Consider the following 26,154-nt stretch of genomic DNA (forward strand, 5'->3'; position numbering starts at 1 on the left):
CCCCTCCCTGGAAGGGAGGGGCTGGGGGTGGGTTGGTTTGGGGCAGATGCGACGTTCCCCGACGAACCCACCCACCCCTGACCCCTCCCTTCCAGGGAGGGGAGAAATCATTCCCCCAGCCCCGCGAGCAGCCCCGGCGTCAGCACCTGCGGCAACACCGTCGGCTCCGCCGCGCTCGGCGCGTAATAGAGATACAGCGGCACCCCTGCACGGTTATGCGCCTGGATGAAGCGCCCCATCACCGGGTCGCCATCGGTCCAGTCGCCGATCAGCACCGCGACCTTGTTCTTCGCGAACGCATCCCGCACCCCCGCCGTCTCGATCGCCGCCTTCTCGTTGACCTTGCAGGTCAGGCACCAGTCCGCGGTGAAGTACACGAACACCGGCCGCTTCTCGCTGCGCAACGACGCCAGCTTCGCCTCGGTGAACGCCGCGTCCCCTGCCACCTCTGTCTTTGCGGACGGGGTTGGCAGTTTGGCGATCAACGCGCCGCTACCGACGAACACGATCGCCAGCGCGACGAGCGCCGCCCAGCCGAACGCGCGACCGGTACGCTGCCGCAACCCACCGATCCACAGCACGACGCCGACGCTGAGCGCCGCGATCAGCGCCCAGGACAAGGCTTCCACCCCGGCCTGCCGCCCGAGCACATAGCCGAGCGCGATGGCGGTCAGGAACATTGGCACCGACAGCACGCGGCGGAACGTCTCCATCCACGCGCCGGGCTTCGGCAGGAAGCGCCGCAGCGCCGGCACGAACCCAATCGCCAGAAACGGCAGCGCGAGGCCGATCCCGAGCCCGGCAAACACTGCCATCGCCGCCGGCCATGGCAGCACCAAGGCCGCACCCAGCGCCGCACCCATGAACGGCCCGGTGCACGGCGTCGCGATGAACGCCGCCAGCGCGCCGGTCGCAAACGCGCCGCTCGCGCCGCTCTCACCCGCGAAGCGCGGGGTCGGAACCTCGAACAGCCCGGCCAGGTTGAACGCGATCGCCACGCTCAGCAGCAGCAGCACGACGATTGCGGCCGGGTGCTGCAACTGGAACGCCCAGCCGACCGCCGACCCGCCCGCGCGCAGCCCCAGGATCGCCGCGCCCAGCCCCAGGCATACGAGCACCACGCCAGCCGTATAGGCCAGCGCCTCGCGCCGCGCGTCCGTCTCGCTCGCCCCGCCCCGCGCCAGGCTCAGCGCCTTCAAACTTAGGATCGGAAACACGCACGGCATGATGTTGAGGATCAGCCCGCCCAGCACCGCGCCCGCGAGCGCGACCAGCGCGGTGGTCCACACGCTCTCGGTCGTCGGCGCCGCCGGCAGCGCGCCGGGCGACGCCTTCACCGCCAGGCCGAGCCCATCGCCGATCCGCAGCACGCCCTCGATCGGCCCCGACGGTTTGCCCTTGGTCGCGATCGTCAGCGTATCCCCGACGCGCGCCACCTTCTGCGGCGCGGCATAGTCAATCGCGCCGACCGTCACCGGGAAGAAGAACGCATCCTTCACCTCGGCGCTCGCTGGGATCGGCACGGCGATCCGCACGCCGTCGGCATTCACCGCATAGGTCGCCTGCGCATCGAGCGGCTTCGGGATCGCACGACGCCAGCCGGCAAACGCCTCCGCCTGCGTCGCCGCGCCGTCACCGACCACCAGGTCGAGCGACAGCGCCTGCTCCTCGGGCACGCAGATCGTCGCCGAGCACACGAGATACGACGTCTTCAACCGGATCGGCAGCCTGGTCCCCGCGGCAAGGCCCGCGGGCACCTGCAGCGTCACCAGCGGCGCGTACGGCGCCTCGTAGACATAGTTCATCAGCCCCGCGATCAGCAGGGTCGTCGGCACCGGCCATTCGGGCTCGCCCGCAGTCACGCCCTTCGGCAGCGTCCAGTCGATCGTCGCCGGGAAGCCCGCATCGCCCGGCACCCGCCAATAGCCGTGCCAGCCTTGTTCGGGCGTCGTCGCGATCGCGATCGTCAGCGGGGCGCCCGCCCTGGGCTGCGCGCTCTCCGCCACCAGCCGCATCGTCAGGTGCTGGCTCGACCCGTTCAGCGATTCGGCAAAGGCGGGCGCGCAGACCGCCAGCAGCATCGTCATCAGGACGCAACGAAGCGTGCGCATGGCCAATCTTGTCTGTATCATCGCCGCCAGCCATAGCGGTCGCGTCGCCCCCGCTTCAAGGACTGCCCGTGAAAGCATTTATTGCCGCCGCCCTCTTTGCGACCGCTGCGCCGCTTGCGGCACAGGTCGCCCAGCCCGCGCCCGCGGCCCCGGCAAAGACGCTGCCGAAACTGATCGTCGCGATCTCGGTCGACCAGTTCTCCGCGGACCTGTTCCAGCAATATCGCCAGCATTTCACCGGCGGCTTCGCGCGGCTGCTGAACGGCGTCGTCTTCCCCAGCGGCTATCAGGCGCACGCCGCGACCGAGACGTGTCCCGGCCATTCGACGATCCTGACGGGCATGCGGCCCGCGCATACCGGCATCGTCGCCAATAACTGGATCGACCAGACCGTCGGGCTCGAGGACAAGATCATCTATTGCGCCGAGGACGAGCGCGTCCCCGGCAGCACGCACGAGAAATACACTGTCACCGACCGGCACCTGAAGGTGCCGACGCTCGGCGAGATGATGAAGAATGCCGATCCGCGCACGCGCGTGATCTCGGTCGCGGGCAAGGATCGCGCCGCGGTGATGATGGGCGGCCACAAGGTCGATGAGATCTGGTGGTGGGACGGCAAGACCTATGCGAGCTATGCCGGTCGCGCCGCCCCCCCGGTCGTGCAGCGCACCCGCGACGCGGTGACCGCGCTCGTCGCCCAGCCACAGGCGGCGCTCCCCCTGCCCGGCTGGTGCAAGGCGCTCGACCGCCCGATCACCGTCGCGGGCAAGGTTTACGGCCAGGGCCGCTTCGAACGCGCCGCGGGCGACCTGAAGGCGTTCCGCGCCTCGCCCGCCAGCGACGCCGCGGTGTTCGCGATGGCCGCGGGCCTCGTCCAGGACATGAAGCTCGGCCAGGGCCCGCAGACCGACATCATCGACGTCGGCGCGTCGGCGACCGACTATATCGGCCACAGCCTCGGCACGCAGGGCACCGAGATGTGCATCCAGATGGACGAGCTCGACCGCTCGCTCGGCGGCTTCTTCGACGTGCTCGACGCGACCGGGGTGGATTACGAGGTCGTGCTGACCGCCGACCACGGCGCGCACGACATGACCGAACGACAGATCGACCGCGCGATGCCGATGGAGGAGCATGTCGCCCCCACCGCGCAGACCAAGCAGGTCGCCGCCGCGATCGCCGCGGACCTGAAGCTCAAGGGTCCCGTGCTGCTGTCCGCCGAAGGCGACATCTATGTCGACCGCGACCTGCCCGCCCCGGTCCGTGGCAGGGTGCTGGCCGAGGCGACGCGCCGCTACGCCGCGATGCCGCAGGTCGCCGCCGCCTTCACCCGCGACCGGATCGCCGCGCAGGCGATGCCGACCAGCCCGCCCGAGAGCTGGACGCTGCTGGAGCGCGCGCGGGCCTCGTTCGACCCGACGCGCTCGGGCGACCTGCTCATCCTGCTCAAGCCCCGCGTCACCACGATCGAGAACCCCGGCGTCGGCTATGTCGAGACGCACGGATCCCCGTGGGATTACGACCGCCGCGTGCCGATCCTGTTCTGGCGCAAGGGTATGGCGGGCTTCGAACAGCCGCTGTCGGTCGAGACGGTCGACATCGCGCCCACGCTCGCCGCGACGATCGGCCTGCCGGTCCGCGGGCTCGACGGCCGCTGCCTCGACCTCGATCCCGGTCCGGCCACGACCTGCCCGGCCAGCTGACGCGATCGGCGGGGGCACGGGCCGACGCCCCGCCCCCGCCCGCACCGCCAAGCCGTCAGTAGCCGAGCGTCAGCCCTGCCGCGAAATAATGCGGCCCGGCATTGCCCTTCAGCTTCAGCAGCGGCGCCAGCGGCATCGCGACGATGCCATAGGGCCGCACGTCGCGCCCGACGCGCACCCCCGCACCGACGGTCGCGAACAGCGGGATGGAGTAGGTCGCCTCGACGCGCCCATAGGGCTTGACCCTGGTGTCGTCGCACCGCGCCTTGTCGGCATATTGACCGGTCGACAGGTCGCGGCACCGCGACGACCCGCCATTGTCCTGCGTCTCGTAGCGGTCATTGTCGCCGGCATAGATCAGCGCACCGGCACTCGGCGTGATCTTGAACCCCGCCAGCCCGACCGAATAGCCGACCCCGAGCTCCCCGCCCCAATGCCCGTCCGCCCGCGCGCCATTGGCTTCGACGCCAACCTGCGCGGCTGCCGGCATCGCACAGGCGACGGTAGCCGCAGCCGCCAGAACGGTCATTGCGTAACGCTTCATGAGGTTTCCGATATCTGCCCCGCCCCAACGGCGTTGCCCCGCCCGTATCGGCGCCCTGTCACACCCGCAACGCGAATGCTGCGAAACGAACGTGTGGCAATGCCAGGCATATTCGGGACGATGGAGCGGGTGAAGGGAATCGAACCCTCGTCACTTGCTTGGGAAGCAAAAGCTCTACCATTGAGCTACACCCGCATAACCGACGCCGCAGCGCCGATCCGCGAGCCGATGCCACAGCTTTCGCCCATCCGTCAACGCCGGTTCGTACGGAACGTCCGGGTCGGTACCGCGCTATAGCCCCGACACTCGAAGGATATGACGATGACCGAAGCCCGGACCGCGACGCTCTACCGCATGGTGCTCCCCGACCACATCTGCCCGTTCGGCGTGCGCGCCAAGCAGTTGCTGCAGGCCGAGGGCTTCGAGGTCGACGACCAGATCCTGCGGTCGCGCGAGGAGGTCGACGCGTTCAAGGCCGAACACGGCGTCGCCACCACCCCGCTGATCTTCATCGATGGCGAGCAGATCGGCGGTGCCGACGATCTCGAACGCCATCTCGCGGGCTAGGACCCGATCGACAGCCCCGCGAACCCGTCGGCGAGCATCTGCGCCACACGCAGGTCGCGCGCCTGCACGGTCCGCTCGCCGAGCACCACCGCGATCAGCCGCCGTCCGCCGCGCCGCGCCGATGCGGCGAGGTTGTAGCCCGCCTCATTGGTGAACCCGGTCTTGATCCCGTCCAGCCCGACGAAATTGCCGAGCAGGTGGTTGTGGTTCTGCATCCGCCGGTCCTTCCAGCGGAAGCTGCGCGTGCCGAAATAGGCGTAGCGCAGCGGATGCTGGTCAAGCAGCGCCATCGACAGCATCGCCATGTCCTTGGCCGTGGTGGTGTTCGAGCCGGGCAGCCCGGTGACGTTCTGGAACACGGTCTCGCGCATCCCGAGCTTGCGGGCCTTGCGCGTCATGTCCTGCGCAAATTCCGATTCGGTCCCGCCGATCTTTTCAGCGAGCGCCACCGCGACGTCATTCGACGAATTGACCGCGATCGCGCGGATCGCCTCGTCGACGCTCAGCGACGTGCCCGGCTTGAGGCCGAGCCGCGACGGCTGTTGCGCGGCCGCGTGACGCGACACCGGCACGCGGTCGGTCAACCTCAGCGTGCCCGCGTCGAGCGCGTCGAACGCCAGGAACAAGGTCATCATCTTTGTCAGCGACGCCGGCCGCCGCACCAGGGTCGCGTCGCGCGCATAGAGCACGCGGCCGTCCTCGGCATCGATCAGGATCGCCGAGACCGGCCGCCCGGCCGCCGTCGCGCCCGGTGCGGTTGCCAGGAAAGCGACGCAGGCAAGCGCGCCGCCGAGCCAGCGCCTCACTTCTCCTCCGTCTCGTTCGCCTGAGGGGCCTCCTCGTTCTGCGCGTCGCGCGTGGCCCGGGCGGTCATGCCCGTCGCATCCGCATCGTCGAGCATCTGCTCGTCGGGCGCGATCGCTTCCGCCGGCGGCGGGGCGACCGTGTTGGTGACGGCGGCCGGCGCAGGCTCGACCGGCGCGGGCGCGGGCTCGGCCACCGGCGCTTCCTCGCGCACCGGTGCCGGCTCCTCGGTCACCGCATTGTCGACGGGCGGCGGCTGGTCCGGCTCGGACCGCGAACAGCCGGCGAGCACGCTCAGCGCGAGCAGCGCGGCGGCGGCATGGGAAAAGGCGGGGGCCATCGTCTTCATCTCTCGTCCTTACCGTGCGGCCAGCGTCTGTGCGACCTGGGTCTGGCGGGCGGTGCGCGCCTCGATCTTCGCGGCGAGCTTGCCGTCCCAGTCATAGGGGTCGTTGCGGAAGTTCATCTGCCCGTTGCCGCTCGCGAACGCGGTCCAGTAGAGCAGATAGACCGCGACCGGCTTGACCAGCTTCGCCCGCACCGTGTCGCCCTTGTCGACCGTCGCCGCCACCGTCTCGGGCGTCCAGGCGGGATCGCCCGCGAGCAGCCGCTGGGCCAGCTCGGCCGGCTTCTCCAGCCGCACGCAGCCATGGCTCGCCAACCGGTCGAAACTCGCGAACTTCGCGCGGCTCGGCGTGTCGTGCAGATACACCGAATAGGGGTTGGCGAAGTCGAACTTGAACCGCCCGAGCGCGCTCTGGTCGCCGGCCTGCTGCTGCAGCCGCGTGCCGTCAATCACCTTGAACCCGGCGCGCTTCAGATAGCCCGGGCTGCGCTTCTCCTTCGGCCACAGCTCTCTGGTGGCGATCGAGGTCGGCACGTTCCACGGCGGATTGATCACGATGCTGTGGATCGTCGAGGACAGCATCGGCGTCTCGTCGCCCGGCCGCCCCGTCACCGCGCGCATCGACTGGATCGGCTTGTCGCCATCGAACAAAGTCAGCACGGCAGCGGCGATGTTCACCTGTATCCGGTCGCTCGGCATCACCTGCGGCAGCCAGCGCCAGCGCTCCATGTTCGCCATGATCTGCCGCACGCGCGCCTCGGCTGGGACGTTGAGCGCAGCCAGCGTCTGCGTCGACACGATCCCGCTGGGGTTGAGCCCGTAGCGCCGCTGCGCGCGCCGCACCGCATCGACCAGCCCGACATCGTAGCGGTCGCCGCTGACAGTGGTGTCGCGGTCCTCGACCGCCAGCCGCTTGCGCAGCGCGATCACGCGCGCGCCGGTCGTCCCGATGTTCATGTCCGGCCCGGCGGCGAGCGTACCCCAGCCGCCCGACGCGGCCAGTCCGCGATACCGCGCCAGCCCGGCCTTCAGCCCGTCATAGCCCGCATAGGGCGGCGGCAGCGATGCGAACCACGCCGCCAGCTTGTCCGCGCGCACCGCCGCGACGAAGCCCGGCAGCGGATCGTACGCCGGCGGACGCAGGCCCCAGTCCTCCTGGAAATCGGCCGTCTCCAGCCGTCCGGCATGCACCGCGCGCGCATGGTCGAGCGCCTGGCGGATCAGTCGTGCGCTGTCCGCGCCGGTGACCGGCGTCGGCGGCAACACCGCCAGCCCCTGCCCGGTCACGTCGGCCTCGAGCAGGGTCGCGAGCTGCGTCGCCTGCGCATCGGTGAGGCGCGGCATCGCGATCGCGGGCGTCAGGATCGGCGGCGCGGCCTGCGGGGACGCGGAGGTCGCGGGCGCGGGCATCAGGCTCGGCAGCGTGAGCGGCGGACGGCTACCCTGGGCGGCCTGCGCCGCGACCGGCAAGGTCAGGGCTGCGGCCCCGGCCGCCAGAAGGATCCGCGTCGAAATGATGGTGTGCATGTCGCTCCTGTAGCGCGATTGACCGGCCTCTTCGCACGATCCACCTCGCTCTAGGCTGAACGGATCGCCGGCGCGACCCGAAAACTCGAACGGGGTTCGACGTCGCTGGAAACGCGGACAAATCCCCCCATATCGCACGCTTTTCAGCGGAGATCGCATGCCCCTTCCCTCCCCGTTCGTCCTCGCGTTCGGCGACAGCCTCACCGCGGGCTATGGCCTGTCGCCGCAAGAGGCGTTCCCCGCCCGGCTCGAAGCGCTGCTCCGCGATCGCCATCCGGCCGTCCGCGTCCAGAATGCGGGCGTCTCGGGCGACACCAGCGCGAGCGGCCGGGCACGGCTCGCGCACGTGCTGTCGACGCTGCGCCAGCGGCCCGACCTCGCGATCCTCGAACTCGGCGCGAACGATTTCCTTCAGGGGCTCGACCCGGTGCGCACCCGCCAGAACCTCGACGCGATGCTGACGAGCTTCGCCGACAGCGGCATCCCCGTGCTGCTCGCGGGCATGCGCGCGCCGCCGTTCCTCGGCGCCGCCGCCGTCCCGTTCAACGCCATCCATCCCGATCTCGCCGCGCGCCACGGCGTGCCGCTCTACCCCTTCTTCCTCGACGGCGTGATCGGGCGCCGCGACCTGACGCTCGCCGACGGCCTCCACCCGAACGCCATCGCAGTCGCCGAAGTGGCCCGCCGGATCCTGCCGCATGTCGAGCAGGCGCTCGCGGCCGCAGGCGTGCGCGCCGCCGCCTGATCGCCATGCAGCCCGACCTGTTCGGCCCCGCACCCGTCCCTTTGGTCGCGACGCGGGCGGACCTCATCGACGCTGCCGAGGAAGCCGAGCTGATCGCGGCGATCGACGCCACCGGCCCGACCCCGTTCCGGTTCCAGGGGTGGCTCGGCAAGCGGCTGACGACCAGCTTTGGCTGGAGCTATGACTTCGACCGCGGCACGATGGCGCGCGGCCTGCCGATCCCGGCGTTCCTGCTCCCGGTCCGCGACCGCGCCGCGGCGTTCGCGAGGGTGGCGCCCGACGCGCTCGAACAGGCGTTGCTAATCCGCTACGATCCCGGCGCCGGCATCGGCTGGCACCGCGACCGCCCGCAATTCGAGCATGTCGTCGGCATCTCGCTCGGCGCGCCCGCGACGCTCCGCCTGCGCCGGCGGACAGACGCCGGCTTCGAGCGCAGGGCGCTCCCGCTGGTCCCGCGCGAGGCGTATCACCTCACGGGCGAAGCGCGCCACGACTGGGAACACAGCGTCGCGCCGATCGACGCCCCCCGCTGGTCGATCACCTTCCGCAGCCTGTCGGACCGGGGCCGGGCGGTCGCGGCAAAAGCGAGTTCGTCAGAATGACGCGAGGGGCAGGCAGCGCCTAGATCCCCTCCGCCACCACCGCGAACCCCGCCGCCTCCAACGCCCGCGTCAAATTCGCCAGGCAGGTGTCGACCAGCGCCTCGTCGGGGCTGCACACCACGAAATTCGCCCCCGTCCGCCCGTCGCGAAAGAACGGATAGCTCCCGATCGCCACGCCCGCATGCGTCTTCTCGGCATCGCGCAGCAGGTCCGCGACCTCGCTCTCGGCGACCCAGCACCCGATCGTCTTCGACACCACCGGCCGCCCGCCCTCGAGCGTCCCCGTCAGCGCGTCGAGCATCCCCGCGGTGATATGCGGCACCCCCGCCATGATGAAGATGTTCTCCACATGGATCCCGGGCGCCCCCGACACCTTGTTGACGATCAGCCCCGCACCCGCCGGCACCCGCGCCATCCGCGCCCGCGCCTCGGTCAGCCCGCCGCGCGTTGCGTAATAGCGCTCCAGCACCGTCATCGCCTGCGGATGGAACTCGACCGCGACGCCCAGCGCCTCGGCGATCGCATCGACGGTGATGTCGTCGTGCGTCGGCCCGATTCCGCCGGTCGTGAACAGATAGTCGTTGCGCGCCCGCAAGCTGTTTACCGCCTCGACGATCGCCTCGGTCCGGTCGGAGACGACGCGCACCTCGGCGAGCCGGATACCCTGCACGTTCAGCCACGCCGCGATCTGCGCGACGTTCTTGTCCTGCGTGCGACCCGACAGGATCTCGTCGCCGATGACGACGAGCGCGGCGGTCCAGATGCGTTCCTCATTCATGCCTGGGGGCATAGTCTCGCTAAACCCGCCGCGCCACGCTATATCGGCGACCATGACCGAATATGTGACCGTCACCTCCGACGCCCCCGAAGCGCGCACCGGCGCCATCAAGCTCCATGGACGCAGCGCGTTCGACGGCATGCACAAGGCCGGCCGGCTCGCCGCCGCCACGCTCGACATGGTCGTCCCGCACATGGTCCCCGGCGTCACAACCGCCGAGATCGACCGGCTGATCTATGACTTCATCGTGGCGGGCGGCGGCGTCCCCGCAACGCTCGGCTATCGCGGCTACACGCACAGCGTCTGCATCTCGATCAACCACGTCGTCTGCCACGGCATCCCGTCCGAAAAGACGCTGAAGTCGGGCGACATCGTCAACGTCGACGTCACGCCTTTGCTCGACGGCTGGCACGGCGATTCCAGCCGGATGTATCTGGTCGGCGACGTCCCGATCAAGGCGCGCCGCCTGGTCGAGGTCACCTATGAATGCCTGATGCTCGGTATCGAGCAGGCGAAGCCCGGCAACACGATGGGCGACGTCGCCAACGCGATCCAGCGCCATGCGGAGAAGCATCGCTACGGCGTGGTCCGCGATTTCTGCGGGCACGGCGTCGGCCGCCTGTTCCACGACGCGCCCGAGGTCGTCCATGTCGGCAAGCCCGGCACCGGTCCCGAACTGCGCCCCGGCATGATCTTCACGATCGAACCGATGATCAACATCGGCCGCCCCGACGTGAAGCTGCTCGACGACGGCTGGACCGCGGTCACGCGCGACCGCTCGCTGTCGGCGCAGTTCGAACATTCGATCGGCATCACCGAGGACGGCTGCGAGATCTTCACGCTGAGCCCGGCCGGCTACACCCAGCCCCCCTACGGCTGACCGATCGCCAGGGTTTGGCAATTGCCGCCAACTATCGGTGCAGGCAATCGCCACCCGAATAAAAAAAACGGCGCGTACCGGTGAGTTAGCACACTGGCACACCTCATGCATTGGATCGGGAGCAGGCAGATCGCCTGCGGTTATCCCAGGAGAATGCCATGATCACCATCACCACCCTGCTCGCCGCCGCTGCCCTGAGCGCCGGTGCCGCCCCCGCTGCGCCAGCCGCAGCGCCGACGGTGCCGATCGCGGTGGCCGCCATCGCCAGCCCAGCGCCCGTCAAGTCGTCGCGCTACGCCGTGCGCTACGACCAGAAGCGCGATTATTATTGCGTGCGCGACAACACCATCACGCCCGCGACGGGAACGATGCTGTCCACCGAACAATGCCGGAGCAGCAGCGACTGGGCCTCGCGTGGCCTGTTCCTGTCCCGCAAGCATTGATCCTCTCCGGTGTAGGCACCCCGGCCGCGCAGGCCGGGGTGCCTACCGCGCATCGCTCAGGTCTCCGACACGTTCTCGACGGTGCAGCCGGTGATCACCTGATGCGCGTACGAGAAGCTGCCCCTGCCGTTCCAGTCCTTCGACACCGCCAGCGCGGCGCTGAAATGCGCGAGATAGGAGCCGATCGCGGGCGGCGGCACCGACACGACATAGTCACCGGTGAGATGGACGAGCAGGGTGTCCTCGCCGAACCCGGTGTGCAGGATCGCCCCGGTGACCGTCGGGATCACCGTGTTGCCATAGGGCGGGGGCAGCGCCTGCGTGATCTGCGCAGACCCCATCACCTGCCCCGTGACCGCGTTCACGCCCAGGTCGAGATGCAGCACGGGCGCCCCCATGAACCCTTCGTGCTGCACCAGCAGCTTCACTATGTAATAGCCGACCGTTCCCACTGTCCGTCTCCTCGTTCGGATCGACGATGACCCGCGGGGAAGGTCCCGTGCCGGCCGGGGCGAGTCCAGCGCGACCCTGTCCGAAACGGACCCACGCATTCGTGTCGACAACCGCGCGCGAAGGGTGACGCAGCCGCCCGGCTTCGCTATCTGCCGCGCATGACCGCCATCACCCCCCAGATCGTCGCCGACCACGGCCTGTCCCCCGACGAATATGAGCGCGTCCTCGCCGCGCTCGGCCGCGAGCCCAATCTCGTCGAGCTCGGCATCTTCTCGGTGATGTGGTCCGAGCATTGCAGCTACAAGTCGAGCAAGATCCACCTGATGAAGCTGCCAACCAAGGGCGAGCGCGTCATCTGCGGCCCCGGCGAGAATGCCGGCGTCGTCGACATCGGTGCCGGGCCTGACGGAAAGCCCCAGGCGGCGATCTTCAAGATGGAGAGCCACAACCACCCCTCGTACATCGAGCCTTATCAAGGCGCGGCGACCGGCGTCGGCGGTATCCTGCGCGACGTGTTCACGATGGGCGCGCGGCCAATTGCCAACCTCAACGCGCTGCGCTTCGGCTCGCCCGACCACCCCAAGATGCGCCACCTGATCGCGGGCGTGGTCCACGGCATCGGCGGCTATGGCAATTGCGTCGGCGTGCCGACCGTCGGCGGCGAGGTGAACTTCCACCCCGCGTATGACGGCAACATCCTCGTCAACGCGATGACCGTCGGGATCGCTGACCAGGACAAGATCTTCTATTCCGCCGCCTCCGGCCTCGGCAATTCGATCGTCTATGTCGGTTCCAAGACCGGCCGCGACGGCATCCACGGCGCGACGATGGCGAGCGCCGATTTCGGCGAGGATTCGGACGCCAAGCGCCCTACCGTCCAGGTCGGCGACCCCTTCACCGAGAAGCTGCTGATCGAGGCGTGCCTCGAACTGATGGCGACCGACATGATCGTCGCGATCCAGGACATGGGCGCAGCGGGCCTGACCTCCTCATCGGTCGAGATGGCGTCGAAGGGCGGCGTCGGAATCGAGCTGATCATGGACGACGTGCCGCAGCGCGAGACCGGCATGACGCCCTACGAGATGATGCTCTCGGAGAGTCAGGAGCGCATGCTCATGGTCCTGAAGCCCGGCCGCGAGGCCGAGGCCGAGGCGATCTTCCGCAAATGGGAGCTCGATTTCGCGGTCATCGGCCACGTCACCGACACCGGCCGCATGGTGCTGAAGTTCAAGGGCGACACCGTCTGCGACATCCCGCTCGGCCCGCTCGCCGACGACGCGCCGCTCTACGACCGGCCGCACGTCCCCACCCCGCCCGCGGCACCGCTGACCAACGTCCCGACGACGTCCGACATCGCCGCCGATCTGCTGACGCTGATGGGCTCGCCCGACATCGCCAGCCGCCGCTGGATCTGGGAGCAGTATGACCACATGGTCGGCGCCGACACCGTGCAGCGCCCCGGTGGCGACGCTGCCGTGGTCCGCGTCCACGGCACCGACAAGGCGCTGGCGATGACCACCGACTGCACCCCGCGCTATTGCTTCGTCGATCCCGTCGAGGGCGGCAAGCAGGCGGTCGCAGAGGCGTGGCGCAACCTGACGGCGGTCGGCGCGAACCCGATCGCGGTCACCAACTGCCTCAACTTCGCCAACCCGCAGCGACCCGAGATCATGGGCCAGATCGTCGGCTGCCTCGACGGCATGAGCCAAGCCTGCCTCGCGCTCGACTTCCCGATCGTGTCGGGCAATGTCAGCCTCTACAATGAATCCAAGGCGACCGGCGGCGGTAGCGCGATCCTGCCGACGCCCGCGATCGGCGCGATCGGCCTGCTCGCCGACTGGCAGAAGAGCATGACGATCGCGTTCAAGGATCCCGGCGACGTCATCATGGTGGTCGGCACCCGCGCGGGCCATCTCGGCCAGTCGCTCTGGCTGCGCGAATGCCAGGGCCGCTCGGCCGCCGACGCCGGCCCGCCGCCGTCGGTCGACCTCGCTGCCGAGCGCCGCACCGGCGACTTCGTCCGCGCCGCGATCCTCGACGGCAAGCTTAACGCGGTCCACGACGTCTCCGACGGCGGGATTGCGGTCACGCTCGCCGAGATGGCGCTCGCCGGGCGGATCGGCGCGATGATCAACCGCGCGATGCCGTTCGATGCACCGCGCTCGTTCTTCGCCGAGGACCAGGGCGTCTATGTTGTCACCGTCCACGACCATGCGCTGCTCGACTTCATGACCGAAGCGCACGGCGCCGGCGTCCTTGTCGAGCCGCTCGGCCGTACCGGCGGCACGCGCCTGATCTTCGAGCTGCCCGACGCGGATTTCGCGGTGAAGCTCGACGACCTGCGCACCGCGCACGAAAGTTTCTTCCCGAAGCTGATGGGCGCCGACGCCGCACTCGCCTGACCCGGTTGCCGATCTTGCCGGTCGACATGCCCACGATCGCTGATGCGAACCAGTTGCAAAAGTGCTTGCGACTGGTTCGCATTAGCCCTATTCCTCGCTCCATAGCGAGGGAGCTTCCATGGTCGTCTGCGTTTGCAATGCCATACGAGAATCCGACGTCCGCCAGTGCGCGCGTGGGGGCTGCACGACTCCCTGCCAGGCGTTCCGGTCGCTGGGTTGCCAGCCCAAATGCGGCCAGTGCGCGTCCTACACCCGCGCGATCATCGCCGACGAGCGTGCGGCTGCGTAGCAGTCGCAACGGCGGAAACCCGCAGAAATCCGCCATTTTAAAGGTTGCCGCCGACCGACCCGCGCCCCTAGGGTAGGTGCAGAGGTACGGAGATTATGGCAATGCAGGGCGATCCCCAGGTTATCGAATATTTGAACGAGGCGCTCAAGAACGAGCTCACCGCGGTCAACCAATATTGGCTCCACTACCGGATGCTCGACCATTGGGGCGTCTACAAGCTCGCCCAGTTCGAGCGGATGGAATCGATCGACGAGATGAAGCATGCCGACATGCTGTCGGAGCGCATCCTGTTCCTCGATGGCCTGCCCAACTTCCAGCTGCTCGGCCGCCTGCGCATCGGCGAGACCGTCGAGGAAGTCCTGAAGTCGGACCTCGCGCTCGAGATCGAGGCGGTGTCGCAGCTCAAGGGCGCGATCGCCTATTGCGAAGAGGTGAAGGACTATATCAGCCGCGACCTGTTCGCGCGCATCCTCGCCAGCGAGGAAGAGCATGTCGACACGCTCGAGCGCCAGTTCGAGATGATCGCGCGGATGGGCATCCACAACTACATCCAGCTCAACTCGATCTCGGAGCACGACACCCCGCAATCGGGTGCGGCACCCTATCTGAAGTAAGCTCCGGGACCGGCCTGTACCCCTGCCCGTCACCCCAGCGAAGGCTGGGGTCTCGTGCGGCGAGGGTGCGGGCCGTTACCGGGAGATCCCAGCCTACGCTGGGATGACGTTCGTGTGGGCGCGCTGGTTCACCCCCAAGGCGATCAGATCGTCCGCCGTCCGAACCCACCGCCACCAACCGGCCGCCGCGCGACCAGCGGGTTCGCTTCGCGCTCCAAGAGCGTCAGCGTCTCCTCGAACACCCCGCGCAACCGCGCGATATGCTCGAGCGCCAGGTCGGGCGTGTCCTGCATCTCGACGCAATCGCGCGCGATCGTCTCGATCGTCTCGGCCAGGTCGGCGAGCGGCTCGGCACCGAACTGGCGCGCCTCGCCCTTCAGCGTATGCGCGGGGATCACCATCGCTGCCGCGTTGGCGCCGCGCATCGCCGCCTCGATCGTCGCGACGGACTTGACCCCATCCTCGCGGAAATAGCCGAGGATGCGGACGAATCCCGCCCCCAGCTCGCTCCGCGCCCGCGCGAAGGCGGGCCAGTCAACCAGAGTACTACCTTCGAACGACACTGATGCGTTACTCCCGTTCGACCCGACGCGCTGAAGGTCCGACAGCGGTCCTACCGCGATTGCGTAAACACAATGTTGCCAAGCGACTGTAGCGTCGCACAAAAAGTCGATCGGATTTGATCGATACTTCCCGTTTCGCGCACCTCCCGCGCGGTCATTTGTCGTGGTCGTACGGGTTCTTCGGCGCGCGGAACATCAGCCGCACCGGCACCGCACCGAACCCCAGGTCCTTGCGCATCGAATTGACCAGATAGCGTTCATAGCTCGCGGGGAGCTGGTCGACGCGCGTCCCGAAGATCACGAAGCTCGGCGGCCGCGACTTCACCTGCGTGACATAGCGCATCTTGATCCGCTTGCCGCCAGGGGCCGGCGGCGGCGTCGCGGTGATCGCGCGCTCGAACCAGCGGTTGAGCTCGCCCGTCCCGACGCGCTTCGACCAGGCGTCGCGCGTGTCGAAGCACGCCTGCAGCAACTGGTCGATGCCCTTGCCGGTCGCGCCCGACACCGTCATCACGGTCACGCCCTTCACCTGGGACAGTCCGTCCTCCAGCGCCTTCTTCACGCCGTTGAACAGCGACGAGGCATTCTCCGCCACGTCCCACTTGTTCAGCGCGATGACGAGCGCACGGCCCTCCTGCAGTACCTTGTCGGCGATCCGCAAATCCTGCGACTCCAGCCCCAGAGTCGCATCGAGCAGCAGCACCACCACCTCGGCAAAGTCGACCGCGTGCAGCGCATCCTCGACCGACATCTTCTCGAGCTTGTCCTGCACCTTGGCACGCTTGCGCATGCCGGCCGTGTCGATCAGCCGAACCTTCCGCGCCTCGCCGCCCGCCGGCTCCCAGTCGTAATCGACCGAAATCGAATCGCGCGTGATCCCCGCCTCGGGCCCCGTGATCATCCGGTCCTCGCCGAGGATGCGGTTGACGAGCGTCGACTTGCCCGCATTCGGGCGCCCGACGATCGCGAGCTTCAACGGCCCCTCATACTCGTTGTCGGGCTGTTCCTCAGGGATCTCTTCCTTGCCCTCGAGCAACGGCAACAGCGCCTCGAACAGGTCGCCCAGCCCCTCGCCATGCTCCGCCGACAGCTGCACCGGATCGCCGAAGCCGAGCGCCAGCGACTCCAGGATGCCCTGCTCGCCGGCCTTGCCCTCGGCCTTGTTGGCGACGAGCACCACCGGCACGTCGGCACCGCGCAGCCAGCGCGCGATCTCCTCGTCGAGCGGCATCAGCCCCGAGCGCGAATCGAACAGGAACAGCGCGACGTCGGCCGACGCGACCGCCGCCTCGGTCTGCTGGCGCATCCGGCCCGGCAGCGTCTGCGCGTCGTGATCCTCGTAGCCGGCGGTGTCGATGATGCGGAATTCCATCCCGATCAGCGTCGCGTCGCCTTCGCGGCGGTCGCGCGTCACGCCGGGGCGATCGTCGACCAGCGCGAGCTTCTTGCCGACGAGGCGGTTGAACAGGGTCGACTTGCCGACATTGGGGCGGCCGACGATCGCGACCACAGGGAGTTTGGACATGCGCGCCCCTTAGCGCGGATGGCGCCCCCCGTCACCCGGCGCGTCACCCGCCGCGTAACCCGGCGCGTCACCTCGGTCACGAGCCGCCCGCAACCTTGTTCCGGGTGTCGCGACCCGCTACCGCGCGACCATGCCCAGCCTCTCCGACATCCACGACGAATACGACTTCCTCGAAGCCGACGACCGTTATCGCCTGCTGATCGACCTCGGCCGCGCGCTGGAGCCGATGCCCGACGCGCTCAAGACCGACGCGACGCTGGTCCGTGGCTGCTCGGCGTCGGTCTGGGTGTACCCGACCACCGCCGCGGACGGCAGCCTGCACTTTCTCGCGGACTCGAACGCCGCGATCACGAAGGGGATCATCGCGCTCGTCCTGCTCACCGTGCAGGACCGTCCGCCGACCGAGATCGCCGCGACGGACATCGCCGCCGAACTCGCGCCCTTCGACCTCGCCAGGCAGCTCAGCTCGAACCGTACGCAGGGCATCCCCAACATGATCGCCCTGATCCGCGAAACCGCCCAGCGCTACGTCTAGGGGCAGGTCGCGCGCCCAACCGGCCAACCTCCCCGTCACCCCAGCGAAGGCTGGGGTCTCGTGAGGCCAGCGCGCGCCCTCACCGCGAAAGACCCCAGCCTTCGCTGGGGTGACGAACGCGGACCGGAATGACGAACGCGGAACCGGAATGGCGTAAGGGGACTACAGCCACGGAGTGGCGAGGTCGCGGCCCGGCATCCACGATGCCGCGCGAAAACGCTTACCCCGGCGGCGGCACGCTCGCAAACACCGCCGCCTCGACCTCGTCGAGATCCGCCCCCGCAGGCACCACCAGCCACCGATCCGGCTGTGCCGAATCCACCACCATCACCGCGTTCTTCGGACATACCCCCAGGCACTTGGTCTCGACCACGCCGAGCGCCGCCTTGCGGCCCTTCTTCAGCCCCAGGTCCTTGCGCAGCGCCTTGGCGAGCGACACCCGCCCGCCCTTGCCGAAGCCGCCGTCCAGCTTCTTCGAACATTTGCCGCAGACCAGCACCGCGCCGGCCCAGCCGGCGCGAACCGGACGGATCATGCGGGCTTCCACGTCCGCGCGTCCTCGGCCGCGCGCAGCACCTCATAGGCGGCCTGCACGCCCTGGAACCGCGTTGCCGCATCCTTGTCGCCGGGACGCACGTCGGGATGGTTGGCCTTCGCCATCCGCCGCCACGCCGCGCGCACCTCCTCGAACGTCGCATCGACCTCGAGCCCGAGCACCTCGAGCGCACGCATCTCGTCGCGCGACCGGCTGCCGTCGCCCGATCCCGCCCAGGCATTGTGGCGCGATGCGGTATATTCGTCCGCGGTCCGCGTTTCCGCCGCCTCGCGCTCGGCCGCCTGCTCCGCGCTCAGTCCCTCGAAGTAGTTCCAGCCGCGGTTATATTCGCCTGCGTGCGTCGAACAGAAATACCAGCGGTCGGGGCTGTTGGGCGATTTGGGCGCAGGGCAGTTGCCGGGCTCGTCGCAGCCATGACGATCGCACAGCCGGACGGTGACCGCCTCGTTGCTCGAGCCATAGCCGCGCCAGCGCGGAAAGCCCCAATCGGACGAACGTGTTGTCGGGCGTGCCATAAGGCGTTGGAAATAGGCTTCCGTGCGGACAACGCAACCGCACACGGGTAATCGGTCGAACGACAACGCTTCGTCGCACCAGGGCAACGGTTCATCGATTAGCGATCATGAACTTTTTGTCATGTGGCAAGAAGACGGGTGCCCGGCTCGGGCATTCTAGGCTGCGCCGATCGTCTACGGGCCGCAGCTCAGCCGACACCTTAGTGACAGGAACCCTGGTGCCGACACTCATCCCGAAATTCAATACGTGGCGTGCAGATCTTCCTGCCTCGATCGTAGTGGCGCTGGTCGCACTGCCGCTTTGCCTCGGCGTCGCGCTCGCCTCGGGCGCGCCGCTGTTCGCCGGTGTCATCGCGGGCATCGTCGGCGGCCTCGCGGTCGGCCTGTTCTCAAAATCGCCGCTGTCGGTCAGCGGCCCCGCCGCCGGCCTGACCGTCATCGTGCTCGCCGCGATCGAAAGCATGCCGAGCTACCAGGTGTTCCTGCTCGCGGTCGTTCTCGCCGGCGTCCTCCAGATCGGCTTTTCGCTGACCCGCGCCGGCATCCTGTCCGAATTCGTCCCCTCCTCGGTCATCACCGGCATGCTCGCCGCGATCGGCCTGATCCTGATCCTGAAGCAGATCCCGCACGCGGTCGGCTTCGACGCCGAATCCGAAGGCATCTTCGAATTCACCACCGCCGATGGCTTCAACACCTTCTCGCGCGTCTGGCAGAGCCTGACCGGCAGCCTGACGCCCGGCGCGGTGCTCATCGCCTTCGTCAGCCTCGCCTTCCTGTTCTGGTGGGACGGTGCCAAGCCGAAGGACGGCCCGTTGCGCTTCGTCCCCGGCCCGCTCGTGGTCGTGCTGATCGGCATTGGCGGCAACGCGCTGCTCGGCGCGATCAAGCCCGACTGGCAGCTCAAGGCGACGCACCTCGTGCAGGTCCCGGTCACGCAGAGCCTCGCGGAATTCCCCGCGCTGTTCACGCTGCCCGACTTCACGGCGATCGGCTCCGGCGCGGTATGGACCGCGGCCGTCACGCTCGCGATCGTAGCCAGCCTCGAATCGCTGTTGAGCGTCAAGGCGGTCGACGAGATCGACCCCCGCCGCCGCCGCACCGACAAGAACTGGGAGCTGATGGCCCAGGGCGGCGGCAACATCATCTCCGGCCTGATCGGCGGCCTGCCCGTCACCTCGGTGATCGTCCGCTCGTCCGCGAACGTCGATGCCAAGGCCGAGAGCAAGCTGTCGACGATGCTCCACGGCTTCTGGCTGCTGGTCAGCGTCGCGCTGATCCCCGCGGTGCTCAACCTGATCCCGCTGTCGGCGCTCGCCGCCGTGCTGATCGCGACCGGCTACAAGCTCACCAAGCCCAAGCTGTTCCTCGAACGCTACAAGCAGGGCTGGACGCAGTTCATACCGTTCGTCGTCACCGTCGTCGCGATCCTGTTCACCGACCTGCTCGAGGGCATCGTGATCGGGCTTGCGGTCGGCTTCGTCTTCGTCGTCGCGCGCAACTTCCGCACTGCGATCACCTTTGCCTGCGACGATGACGACTGCCTCGTCCGCGCCCGCCGCAACCTGTATTTCATCCACAAGTACGAACTGCAGAAGTCGCTCGACCGGGTGCCCGACAACGCCAACCTGCTGATCGACCTGTCGTCGACCAGCTATGTCGATCTCGACAACGTCGACATCATCAACGCCTTCATCAAGGGCGCCGAGTATCGCGGGATCACCGTGCTGATCCGCGGCGATCTGGCACTGCGCACGGTGAAGCTGATCAACGCCCCCCAGACCGAGGTCCGTTTCGCATGAGGCAGTACAAGCAGCTCCTGCTCGCCAACAAGGCGTGGGCCGCCGAGATCATCGAGGAGAGCGCCGACTTCTTCCAGCGCCAGCTGGTCGGCCAGAACCCGGAGTTCCTCTGGATCGGCTGTTCGGACAGCCGGGTCGGGCCCGAACAGATGACGATGACGCCGCCGGGCAACATGTTCATTCACCGCAACATCGCCAACCTGGTCAAGGACGACGACACGAACCTGATGTCGGTGCTGCAATATGCGGTCGACGTGCTCGGCGTCCGCCACATCATCATCTGCGGCCATTATGCGTGCGGCGGCATCCGCGCGACGCTCGACGGCGGCACCACCGGCCCGGTCGACGACTGGCTCTCGACCGCGCGCTGCGTGATGCACGACCATGCCGACGAGATCGACGCCCAGCCCGACCGCGAGCAGAAGGTCAACCGGCTGGTCGAGGTCAACGTCCGCGACCAGCTCATCCGGCTCGCCCGCACCGCGACGATCCAGGGCGCCTTCGCCCGCGGCCAGGAGGTGCTGCTACACGGCTGGGTCTACGATATCCGCGACGGCCTCATCAAACCGATGATGGAGATCGATTCGCAGACGGTCCTCGAAGAGGTCGGCCGGCCGGACAAGGTGCTGCACTGACGATCCTCGGCGTCTTGCGATTGTCGGGACCCAAGGACGCACGGACTAGCCTGCAACCCTGAGACCCGACGTCGCCGGAGGCCGCTGCGATCAGCCGGGGATCCGAAACGCGATCCGTCGCGTCAATCCGCCGCAACCGACGCCACCGTCGGGGCGGAACGTCTTGCTGAACCGGGCTCCGCCGACCGCAGCGACGCCGGCCCGGGTGAAGATGAATGGCGGGTAGCTCAGCACGGCACGCTGGTTGAGCACCTTGCCATCGGCCGCCACGTCGAACTGCGTCTGGGTCCACCCCTCGAACCCCCATGTCTGCGCCTCTTCCGGGAAGGTACCGCTGGCGGATATGAGGCGCGGGGCCGTGTCGAGGATCGCGCACTGGTTGGCCGCCAGTCCCGATTTGTCGAACGACGCCCGTGCAGCCTGCTTGTTGCCGCTCGCCTCCTCGGCGGATGCAAGACGGATCAGCGCCCCTATACGCATCGGGTCGTTCGCGGGCAGTGCGGGATCATCGGCGACTTCACGGAGCAACTGACGGGCGCGTCCGCTGTTGGCCCGGCGTTCGCGGTCCGCCATGAACAGCCGGATGGCGGCGCGGGCGGATGGGTCGGCGGCATAGACCGGCTCGGCCAACAGCGGCGTCAATATGCGCGGGTAAATGTTGCCCCGCCAATTGTCCGACGTGGAGGTCAATCGTTCCTGCATGTCGAAGAACAGCCGGACCAGGGGTGGCGCGGCGTTCGCCTGCGCGATGCCCCGTGCCCGGACCCACAAGCGGTTCGACTCCTCGCGTCCAACGACGGCGTTGGCGGCCAGCGCATACAGCGCGGGCAGCACTGCAAGCGCCGTGGGGCCCGCCTCTGCCTCGACCGCCGAAAGCGTCGCGCGTTGCCGCCCGACCGCCGCGGCGTCGCCTCCGTGCTGCTCCACGGGCGCTTCCAGACCCTTGGTTGCCAGCCAGGCACGCGTGTCTCCGTTCAACACCGTCCCGATCGACGGACGCTCGAAACTCGTGGAGCAGCGCATTTCGACGCGGACATTGGCGCGGAAGAAGGGCGGCAACTCCTTCACCTGTTCGGGTGTCCAAGACCAGTCGCGCGCCGCGCGGGCGAACTCCATCGCCACCCTGCCGCCGCCTGCTGCGTAGATCGGCGCCACCCCGAACACGGTGCCGTCGTTGGCGATGCTGAACTCGACGACCGCCATGTCCTGCGGCTTCAGATCCGCTTCGCCACCGCAATCGGGGGGAGTCATCTGCACGGCCGGATCGAACGTCCCGTTGGTCAGGCGGCCCGCACCGGTCATTGCCATGTAGCGGCGCGCATCGTCGCTCCTGCCCGACAACAGCGATGCGATCGCGGCGTCCGACCGCGCAGAGACGTCCCGGACGTCGGTCTGCGACGTTAGTCCGCCGAGTAGCTTGACCGCGTCGGCGGCATGGGTCCGCGCGCCGGCGAAATCGCCGCGGTTGAGCAACACCAGTGCATGGCGGCGCGCTATCACCGCCTTCGAGCTCTTGTCGAACGGTGCGCCGGCAGCAAGCGCATCGATCCGGGCGAGCGTCGCCTCCGCCGCAGCGGGGTCCGCAAAGACCGCGGTCTCGACGAACGCCAGCATCGACGTCATACGGTAGGCGGCACTGGGCGAGGCCTTTTCCGCCGCGGCATACGCCTCGCCGGCACTTGCGTAATCGATCGCGTCCTGAGCCACGTTGCCGAGCTGCTGATACGCGCGCCAGCGGTCCTCGGCGAGCGACGCGTCGCTTGCAGGCAACAGGGCGAGGCCGGCACGCGCTGCCTGCACGGCGTCGTCGGATCGCTGCAACGCGAACAGCGCGGCGCCTTTCCGAACCAGCACGAGGCCACGGCTGCGCGAGCCCGGCCTGGTCCGCGCCTCGAGCTTCTCCCACGCCGCGAGCGCCGCCGCCCGGTCGCCCTTCGCATCGAGCGCGGCCGCCGCTTCGAAATCCTGCTGGACGCTCGGCACCTGCGCCGTCGCGGTCGAGAGTGCGAGGCACACCGCACCCAGCGCGCCGATCGATCGTATCCGCATCATATCCCCCTGATCCCTCGGGGGAATGTGCAGCGCTTTGCGCGAATGTGCCAGAGGGTCTGTAAGCCGGGTTCTGTCCATTCCCGATCCTTCGACCGGAAGTTGGGCGACCATTCCTCTAGGACGACGCTTGCGCGCCGCCTCAAGCAACCAACCCGGGTGACGAGCTGGAACGAAGCCCCTGTGCCACCCCTATTCGGTCTTGCTCCCGGTGGGGTTTGCCGTGCCGCCCCTGTTACCAGGCGCGCGGTGCGCTCTTACCGCACCCTTTCACGCTGACTGGGCCGAAGCCTTAGCCGTTTGCTCTCTGTGGCACTGTCCCTGGGGTCACCCCCGCCGGGCGTTACCCGGCACCGTCGTTCCGCGGAGCCCGGACTTTCCTCGCGTGCCTTGCGGCACCCGCGGTCGCCCGACCCTCTGGCGCGCAGACCCCTAGTCGTCCCCCGTCGGTTTGGGAAGCAGCAACGCGAGCAGGATCATCCGGCACTCGGCATCGATCTCGCCGTCGACCATTTCGGGGCGGAAGCGCCGCTGGAACGCCATGATCGCCGCCATCCGGTTGGTGACGTCGTACCCGAACCGCTCGAGCGCCAGGCAGAAGCCCGCCTCGGTCCAGCCCGGGTCCATCAGGTTCCGGGTCGGCCGCGGCAGCGCCAGCCGGCGCTTGGCCAGTTCGTGCCAGGGAAACAGCTCGCCCGGATCGCGCTTGCGCTCGGGCGCGACGTCGGAATGGCCGACGACGTTGCCGCGCGTGATCGCGTACCGGTCCTTGATCTCGGCGACCAGCGGTAGCAGCGCGGCGATCTGCTCGGCCGGGAACGGGCGATAGCCGAACTCGTGCCCCGGGTTGACGATTTCGATGCCGATGCTCGCCGAATTGACGTCGTCGATCTCGCGCCAGTGGCTGCGCCCGGCGTGCCACGCGCGGTGCGCCTCGTCGACCATCCGCACCACCGTGCCGTCCTCGTCGACCAGGTAATGCGACGAGACCTTCGCCTCGATGTCGCGCAGCCGGGCGATCGCCGACGCCCCGGCCTGCATCCCGGTATAGTGGAGCACGATCATCGTGATCGGCAACAGCCGCGCATCGAAATTGGGCGACGGCGTATCGATGATCCTCAAGCGCGCATTCCCTCCAGCCGGTGGATCGCCGACACTAGCGGCATCGCAAGCCTGAAGTAATAGGGTCGTGCGTCAGCCCGTCATCTCGTAGCATCCCCGGTGCCGCTTGCTCGGCTCGAACATCCGGGTCTGGCCGATCACCGTCTCGCCCGCCCCCATCACGAGCAACCCGCCGGGCCGGAGCGCGTCGGCGATCCGCGGGAACACCAGCAACTTGGTTGCGCTCGACAGATAGAGCAGGACGTTGCGACACAGCACCACGTCGAACCGTCCCGACGGCACCGCCCCGGCGACCAGGTTGGCACGGCGGTAGGTGATGAGCTTCACCAGCTCGGGCTTGGCGAACCAGTCGCCGCCGTCGCTGTCGAACCACTGCATCATCCGGCGAACGGGCAGCCCGCGCTGGATCTCGAACTGCGAATACCGGCCGGCACGCGCGCGCGCGATCGCGGCCTCGGACACGTCGGTCGCGACGATCTCGGGCACGGGAATGCCCTTCGCTTCGTGCCGCTCGGCGAACAGCATTGCCAGCGACAGCGGCTCCTGGCCCGTCGAGCAGCCGGCGCACCAGATCCGCACGCGGTGCTTTTCCTGCTCGGCCTGCTCCACCGCCGCGACGATCATCTCGAACACCTGCGCGTCGCGGAAGAAGCTGGTTTCCTGGTTCAGCAAGGCGTCGACGATCCGGTCGCCGATGACCCGGTCGTTCCCCTCCAGCATCTGCGTGACCAGCTGGTCGAGCGTATCGAGATTGCGCTCGCGGAGCAGCGGCTTCAGCGCGGTGTCCATCCGCCACGAGCGATAGGCCGCGATCTGCTGCCCGGTCCGCGCTTCGAGCAGCGCGGTCAGGACCGTGATGCTGCTGGCGGACGCAGCCGGCGTCGGTGCGGACGAGGGCAACGCGCTCATGGCCGACGCCGCGACGCGACGAGGCGACCGATCGCGTCGGGGGTCATCACCGCGTCGGCAATCCCCGACGTGGCCACCGCGCCCGGCATCCCCCAGACCACCGAGCTCGCCTGGTCCTGCGCGATCACGCACCCGCCCGCGTCCCGCACACGCCGCGCGCCATCGGCCCCGTCGCGGCCCATCCCGCTCAGCACGATCGCCAGCATCCGAGGCCCGTACACCGTCGCCATCGTCGCCAGCATCGAATCGACCGAGGGCATGCAGCCCGTCCCCGACGGATCGGTGACGAGGCGCAGCGCAGCACCGCCATCGCCCAGCTTCACGCATTTGAGATGTGCGTCGCCCGGCGCGACGACGATCCGCCCCGCGCGGATCCGCAAGCTGTCGGTGGCGACGTCGCACGGCCGCCCCGCGAGCACGGCGAGTTGCGCCGCGAAATAGGGCATGAACGACGCCGGCAGGTGCTGGGTGATAACGATCGGCAGCCGGAACCCGGGCGGCAGCGCGCGAAGCAACTGGCTGAGCGCATGGATCCCGCCGGTCGACGCGCCGATCGCGACGACGTCATACTCGTCGATGCTACTGCGCGGTACCGCCGGGCTCGCGGCACCCGGCAGCGGGGTGACGGATTGCCCAACTGCCATACCCGTGGGCACTGCAATAGGCTCCGGCGTCGACGACGGCGGCCGGACCGGCTCGCACAGCCGTTCCAGCTTGTCGATCAATGCGACGCCGAACCGTCCCGACAGCGCGGCACTCGACCCCGGCTTCACCAGCGTCTCGGCCGCGCCCAGCGCCAGCGCCTGGACCGTGACCGCCCCGCCGTCGTCGGCGGAGGACGACACGATCAGGACCTTCGCCCCCCTCGCCGCGGCGATCAGGTCGGGCAGCGCGGTCAACCCGTCGGTGCCGGGCATCTCGATATCCAGCAGGATGAAGTCGACCTCGGCCCGCGCCAGGAAGTCGAGCGCCGCGGCGACGTTGGCGACCGCGCCCGCCACCGAGAAGCGGTCGCTCGCGTCGATCATGCGGCCCATCACCGCGCGCGCGACCACCGAATCGTCGACGATCAGCACCCGGGGGGCGACATCGGCTTCACATCCAGCCGCACGCGCAAAAAGAGGAGACTTCATCGCGA

27 protein-coding genes, 1 tRNA gene and 1 other RNA gene are annotated in these 26,154 nt (G+C 68.6%); 12 read left to right on the plus strand and 17 right to left on the minus strand.

Going from position 1 to position 26,154, the window contains the following annotated elements:
* Nucleotides 1–107: 107 nt before the first annotated feature.
* A complete protein-coding gene (locus FSB78_RS07420) occupies nt 108–2,111 on the minus strand; it encodes a protein-disulfide reductase DsbD family protein (RefSeq protein ID WP_199743133.1) in 2,004 nt (667 codons plus the stop codon).
* A 68-nt stretch (nt 2,112–2,179) separates the two neighbouring features.
* On the opposite strand from FSB78_RS07420, the gene FSB78_RS07425 reads away from it, so the two are divergent.
* A complete protein-coding gene (locus tag FSB78_RS07425) occupies nt 2,180–3,814 on the plus strand; it encodes an alkaline phosphatase family protein (RefSeq protein ID WP_147081424.1) in 1,635 nt (544 codons plus the stop codon).
* Nucleotides 3,815–3,869: 55 nt separating this feature from the next.
* Here the strand turns inward: FSB78_RS07425 and FSB78_RS07430 are convergent, their stop codons facing one another.
* Together FSB78_RS07430 and FSB78_RS07435 are read right to left on the minus strand one after the other, a co-directional pair.
* Nucleotides 3,870–4,358, minus strand: coding sequence for a hypothetical protein (locus FSB78_RS07430; RefSeq protein WP_242008112.1), 489 nt, complete (start codon nt 4,356–4,358; stop codon nt 3,870–3,872).
* A gap of 121 nt (nt 4,359–4,479) precedes the next feature.
* A tRNA-Gly gene (locus FSB78_RS07435) sits at nt 4,480–4,553 on the minus strand.
* A 126-nt stretch (nt 4,554–4,679) separates the two neighbouring features.
* On the opposite strand from FSB78_RS07435, the gene FSB78_RS07440 reads away from it, so the two are divergent.
* Nucleotides 4,680–4,925: a glutaredoxin domain-containing protein gene (locus FSB78_RS07440; protein WP_147081426.1), complete on the plus strand. Its 246-nt coding sequence runs from the start codon at nt 4,680–4,682 to the stop codon at nt 4,923–4,925.
* Here the strand turns inward: FSB78_RS07440 and FSB78_RS07445 are convergent.
* Genes FSB78_RS07445 through FSB78_RS07455 form a run of 3 tightly spaced genes read right to left on the minus strand, consistent with a single transcriptional unit; the run spans nt 4,922 to nt 7,602 of the window.
* Entirely contained in the window at nt 4,922–5,731 is an 810-nt protein-coding gene (locus FSB78_RS07445) for a D-alanyl-D-alanine carboxypeptidase family protein (protein WP_147081428.1), read from the minus strand. The genes FSB78_RS07440 and FSB78_RS07445 overlap by 4 nt on opposite strands.
* Nucleotides 5,728–6,078 (minus strand): hypothetical protein, encoded by a 351-nt coding sequence (locus tag FSB78_RS07450; RefSeq protein ID WP_242008113.1) that lies wholly within the window; start codon nt 6,076–6,078, stop codon nt 5,728–5,730. The genes FSB78_RS07445 and FSB78_RS07450 overlap by 4 nt, the downstream gene beginning before the upstream one ends.
* Before the next feature lie 9 nt (nt 6,079–6,087).
* Complete coding sequence (locus tag FSB78_RS07455) at nt 6,088–7,602, minus strand: L,D-transpeptidase family protein (protein WP_147081430.1); 1,515 nt, start codon at nt 7,600–7,602, stop codon at nt 6,088–6,090.
* Nucleotides 7,603–7,759: 157 nt separating this feature from the next.
* Between FSB78_RS07455 and FSB78_RS07460 the strand changes: the two genes are divergently transcribed.
* Both FSB78_RS07460 and FSB78_RS07465 read left to right on the plus strand, forming a co-directional pair.
* Nucleotides 7,760–8,347 (plus strand): arylesterase, encoded by a 588-nt coding sequence (locus FSB78_RS07460; RefSeq protein WP_147081432.1) that lies wholly within the window; start codon nt 7,760–7,762, stop codon nt 8,345–8,347.
* 5 nt (nt 8,348–8,352) lie between these two features.
* On the plus strand, nt 8,353–8,949 hold the full coding sequence (locus tag FSB78_RS07465; protein WP_147081433.1) for an alpha-ketoglutarate-dependent dioxygenase AlkB: 597 nt from the start codon (nt 8,353–8,355) through the stop codon (nt 8,947–8,949).
* Nucleotides 8,950–8,968: 19 nt separating this feature from the next.
* Here the strand turns inward: FSB78_RS07465 and FSB78_RS07470 are convergent, their stop codons facing one another.
* Nucleotides 8,969–9,727 (minus strand): competence/damage-inducible protein A, encoded by a 759-nt coding sequence (locus tag FSB78_RS07470; RefSeq protein WP_147081435.1) that lies wholly within the window; start codon nt 9,725–9,727, stop codon nt 8,969–8,971.
* A 52-nt stretch (nt 9,728–9,779) separates the two neighbouring features.
* On the opposite strand from FSB78_RS07470, the gene map reads away from it, so the two are divergent.
* Nucleotides 9,780–10,607: a type I methionyl aminopeptidase gene (gene map, locus FSB78_RS07475; protein WP_147081436.1), complete on the plus strand. Its 828-nt coding sequence runs from the start codon at nt 9,780–9,782 to the stop codon at nt 10,605–10,607.
* A 158-nt stretch (nt 10,608–10,765) separates the two neighbouring features.
* Nucleotides 10,766–11,050, plus strand: coding sequence for a hypothetical protein (locus FSB78_RS07480; protein ID WP_147081438.1), 285 nt, complete (start codon nt 10,766–10,768; stop codon nt 11,048–11,050).
* 56 nt (nt 11,051–11,106) lie between these two features.
* On the opposite strand, the gene FSB78_RS07485 is transcribed toward FSB78_RS07480, so the two are convergent.
* On the minus strand, nt 11,107–11,502 hold the full coding sequence (locus FSB78_RS07485) for a DUF1842 domain-containing protein (protein WP_242008114.1): 396 nt from the start codon (nt 11,500–11,502) through the stop codon (nt 11,107–11,109).
* Between the two features lie 159 nt (nt 11,503–11,661).
* On the opposite strand from FSB78_RS07485, the gene purL reads away from it, so the two are divergent.
* The 3 genes from purL to bfr all read left to right on the plus strand — a co-directional run bounded on the left by purL (nt 11,662) and on the right by bfr (nt 14,808).
* On the plus strand, nt 11,662–13,905 hold the full coding sequence (purL, locus tag FSB78_RS07490) for a phosphoribosylformylglycinamidine synthase subunit PurL (RefSeq protein WP_147081442.1): 2,244 nt from the start codon (nt 11,662–11,664) through the stop codon (nt 13,903–13,905).
* Nucleotides 13,906–14,023: 118 nt separating this feature from the next.
* Nucleotides 14,024–14,194, plus strand: coding sequence for a (2Fe-2S)-binding protein (locus FSB78_RS19470; protein WP_147081444.1), 171 nt, complete (start codon nt 14,024–14,026; stop codon nt 14,192–14,194).
* Nucleotides 14,195–14,295: 101 nt separating this feature from the next.
* Nucleotides 14,296–14,808 carry a bacterioferritin gene (gene bfr, locus FSB78_RS07500; RefSeq protein ID WP_147081446.1) on the plus strand — a complete coding sequence of 171 codons (513 nt, stop codon included), beginning with the start codon at nt 14,296–14,298 and terminating at the stop codon, nt 14,806–14,808.
* Between the two features lie 143 nt (nt 14,809–14,951).
* Here the strand turns inward: bfr and FSB78_RS07505 are convergent, their stop codons facing one another.
* Both FSB78_RS07505 and der read right to left on the minus strand, forming a co-directional pair.
* The gene (locus FSB78_RS07505; protein WP_147081448.1) at nt 14,952–15,371 is read right to left on the minus strand and encodes an Hpt domain-containing protein; all 420 of its coding nucleotides are present in this window, start codon (nt 15,369–15,371) and stop codon (nt 14,952–14,954) included.
* A 154-nt stretch (nt 15,372–15,525) separates the two neighbouring features.
* A complete protein-coding gene (gene der, locus FSB78_RS07510) occupies nt 15,526–16,896 on the minus strand; it encodes a ribosome biogenesis GTPase Der (RefSeq protein WP_147081450.1) in 1,371 nt (456 codons plus the stop codon).
* Nucleotides 16,897–17,026: 130 nt separating this feature from the next.
* On the opposite strand from der, the gene FSB78_RS07515 reads away from it, so the two are divergent.
* Entirely contained in the window at nt 17,027–17,431 is a 405-nt protein-coding gene (locus FSB78_RS07515) for a SufE family protein (protein WP_147081452.1), read from the plus strand.
* Between the two features lie 220 nt (nt 17,432–17,651).
* Here FSB78_RS07515 and FSB78_RS07520 read toward each other — a convergent pair whose 3' ends face one another.
* Both FSB78_RS07520 and FSB78_RS07525 read right to left on the minus strand, forming a co-directional pair.
* Nucleotides 17,652–17,966 (minus strand): (2Fe-2S) ferredoxin domain-containing protein, encoded by a 315-nt coding sequence (locus FSB78_RS07520; RefSeq protein ID WP_147081454.1) that lies wholly within the window; start codon nt 17,964–17,966, stop codon nt 17,652–17,654.
* Complete coding sequence (locus FSB78_RS07525) at nt 17,963–18,502, minus strand: J domain-containing protein (protein WP_147081456.1); 540 nt, start codon at nt 18,500–18,502, stop codon at nt 17,963–17,965. Before FSB78_RS07525 ends, FSB78_RS07520 begins: the two co-directional genes overlap by 4 nt.
* A gap of 218 nt (nt 18,503–18,720) precedes the next feature.
* Between FSB78_RS07525 and FSB78_RS07530 the strand changes: the two genes are divergently transcribed.
* Together FSB78_RS07530 and FSB78_RS07535 are read left to right on the plus strand one after the other, a co-directional pair.
* Nucleotides 18,721–20,301 carry a SulP family inorganic anion transporter gene (locus FSB78_RS07530; protein WP_242008115.1) on the plus strand — a complete coding sequence of 527 codons (1,581 nt, stop codon included), beginning with the start codon at nt 18,721–18,723 and terminating at the stop codon, nt 20,299–20,301.
* Nucleotides 20,298–20,936, plus strand: coding sequence for a carbonic anhydrase (locus FSB78_RS07535; RefSeq protein ID WP_147081460.1), 639 nt, complete (start codon nt 20,298–20,300; stop codon nt 20,934–20,936). Before FSB78_RS07530 ends, FSB78_RS07535 begins: the two co-directional genes overlap by 4 nt.
* Nucleotides 20,937–21,026: 90 nt before the next feature.
* Here FSB78_RS07535 and FSB78_RS07540 read toward each other — a convergent pair whose 3' ends face one another.
* The 5 genes from FSB78_RS07540 to FSB78_RS07560 all read right to left on the minus strand — a co-directional run bounded on the left by FSB78_RS07540 (nt 21,027) and on the right by FSB78_RS07560 (nt 26,149).
* Nucleotides 21,027–22,985 (minus strand): energy transducer TonB, encoded by a 1,959-nt coding sequence (locus FSB78_RS07540; protein WP_147081462.1) that lies wholly within the window; start codon nt 22,983–22,985, stop codon nt 21,027–21,029.
* A 46-nt stretch (nt 22,986–23,031) separates the two neighbouring features.
* Nucleotides 23,032–23,406, minus strand: an RNA gene (gene rnpB / locus FSB78_RS07545) — RNase P RNA component class A.
* 11 nt (nt 23,407–23,417) lie between these two features.
* Nucleotides 23,418–24,050: an N-acetylmuramoyl-L-alanine amidase gene (locus FSB78_RS07550; RefSeq protein WP_422396726.1), complete on the minus strand. Its 633-nt coding sequence runs from the start codon at nt 24,048–24,050 to the stop codon at nt 23,418–23,420.
* A 129-nt stretch (nt 24,051–24,179) separates the two neighbouring features.
* Nucleotides 24,180–25,016, minus strand: a complete 837-nt coding sequence (locus FSB78_RS07555) for a CheR family methyltransferase (protein WP_147081466.1) — start codon at nt 25,014–25,016, stop codon at nt 24,180–24,182.
* A complete protein-coding gene (locus tag FSB78_RS07560) occupies nt 25,013–26,149 on the minus strand; it encodes a chemotaxis protein CheB (RefSeq protein ID WP_147081468.1) in 1,137 nt (378 codons plus the stop codon). The genes FSB78_RS07555 and FSB78_RS07560 overlap by 4 nt, the downstream gene beginning before the upstream one ends.
* Between the last annotated feature and the right edge of the window lie 5 nt (nt 26,150–26,154).

Origin of the sequence: Sphingomonas ginsenosidivorax (assembly GCF_007995065.1) — a bacterium.
In the GTDB taxonomy this organism is placed as follows: domain Bacteria; phylum Pseudomonadota; class Alphaproteobacteria; order Sphingomonadales; family Sphingomonadaceae; genus Sphingomonas; species Sphingomonas ginsenosidivorax.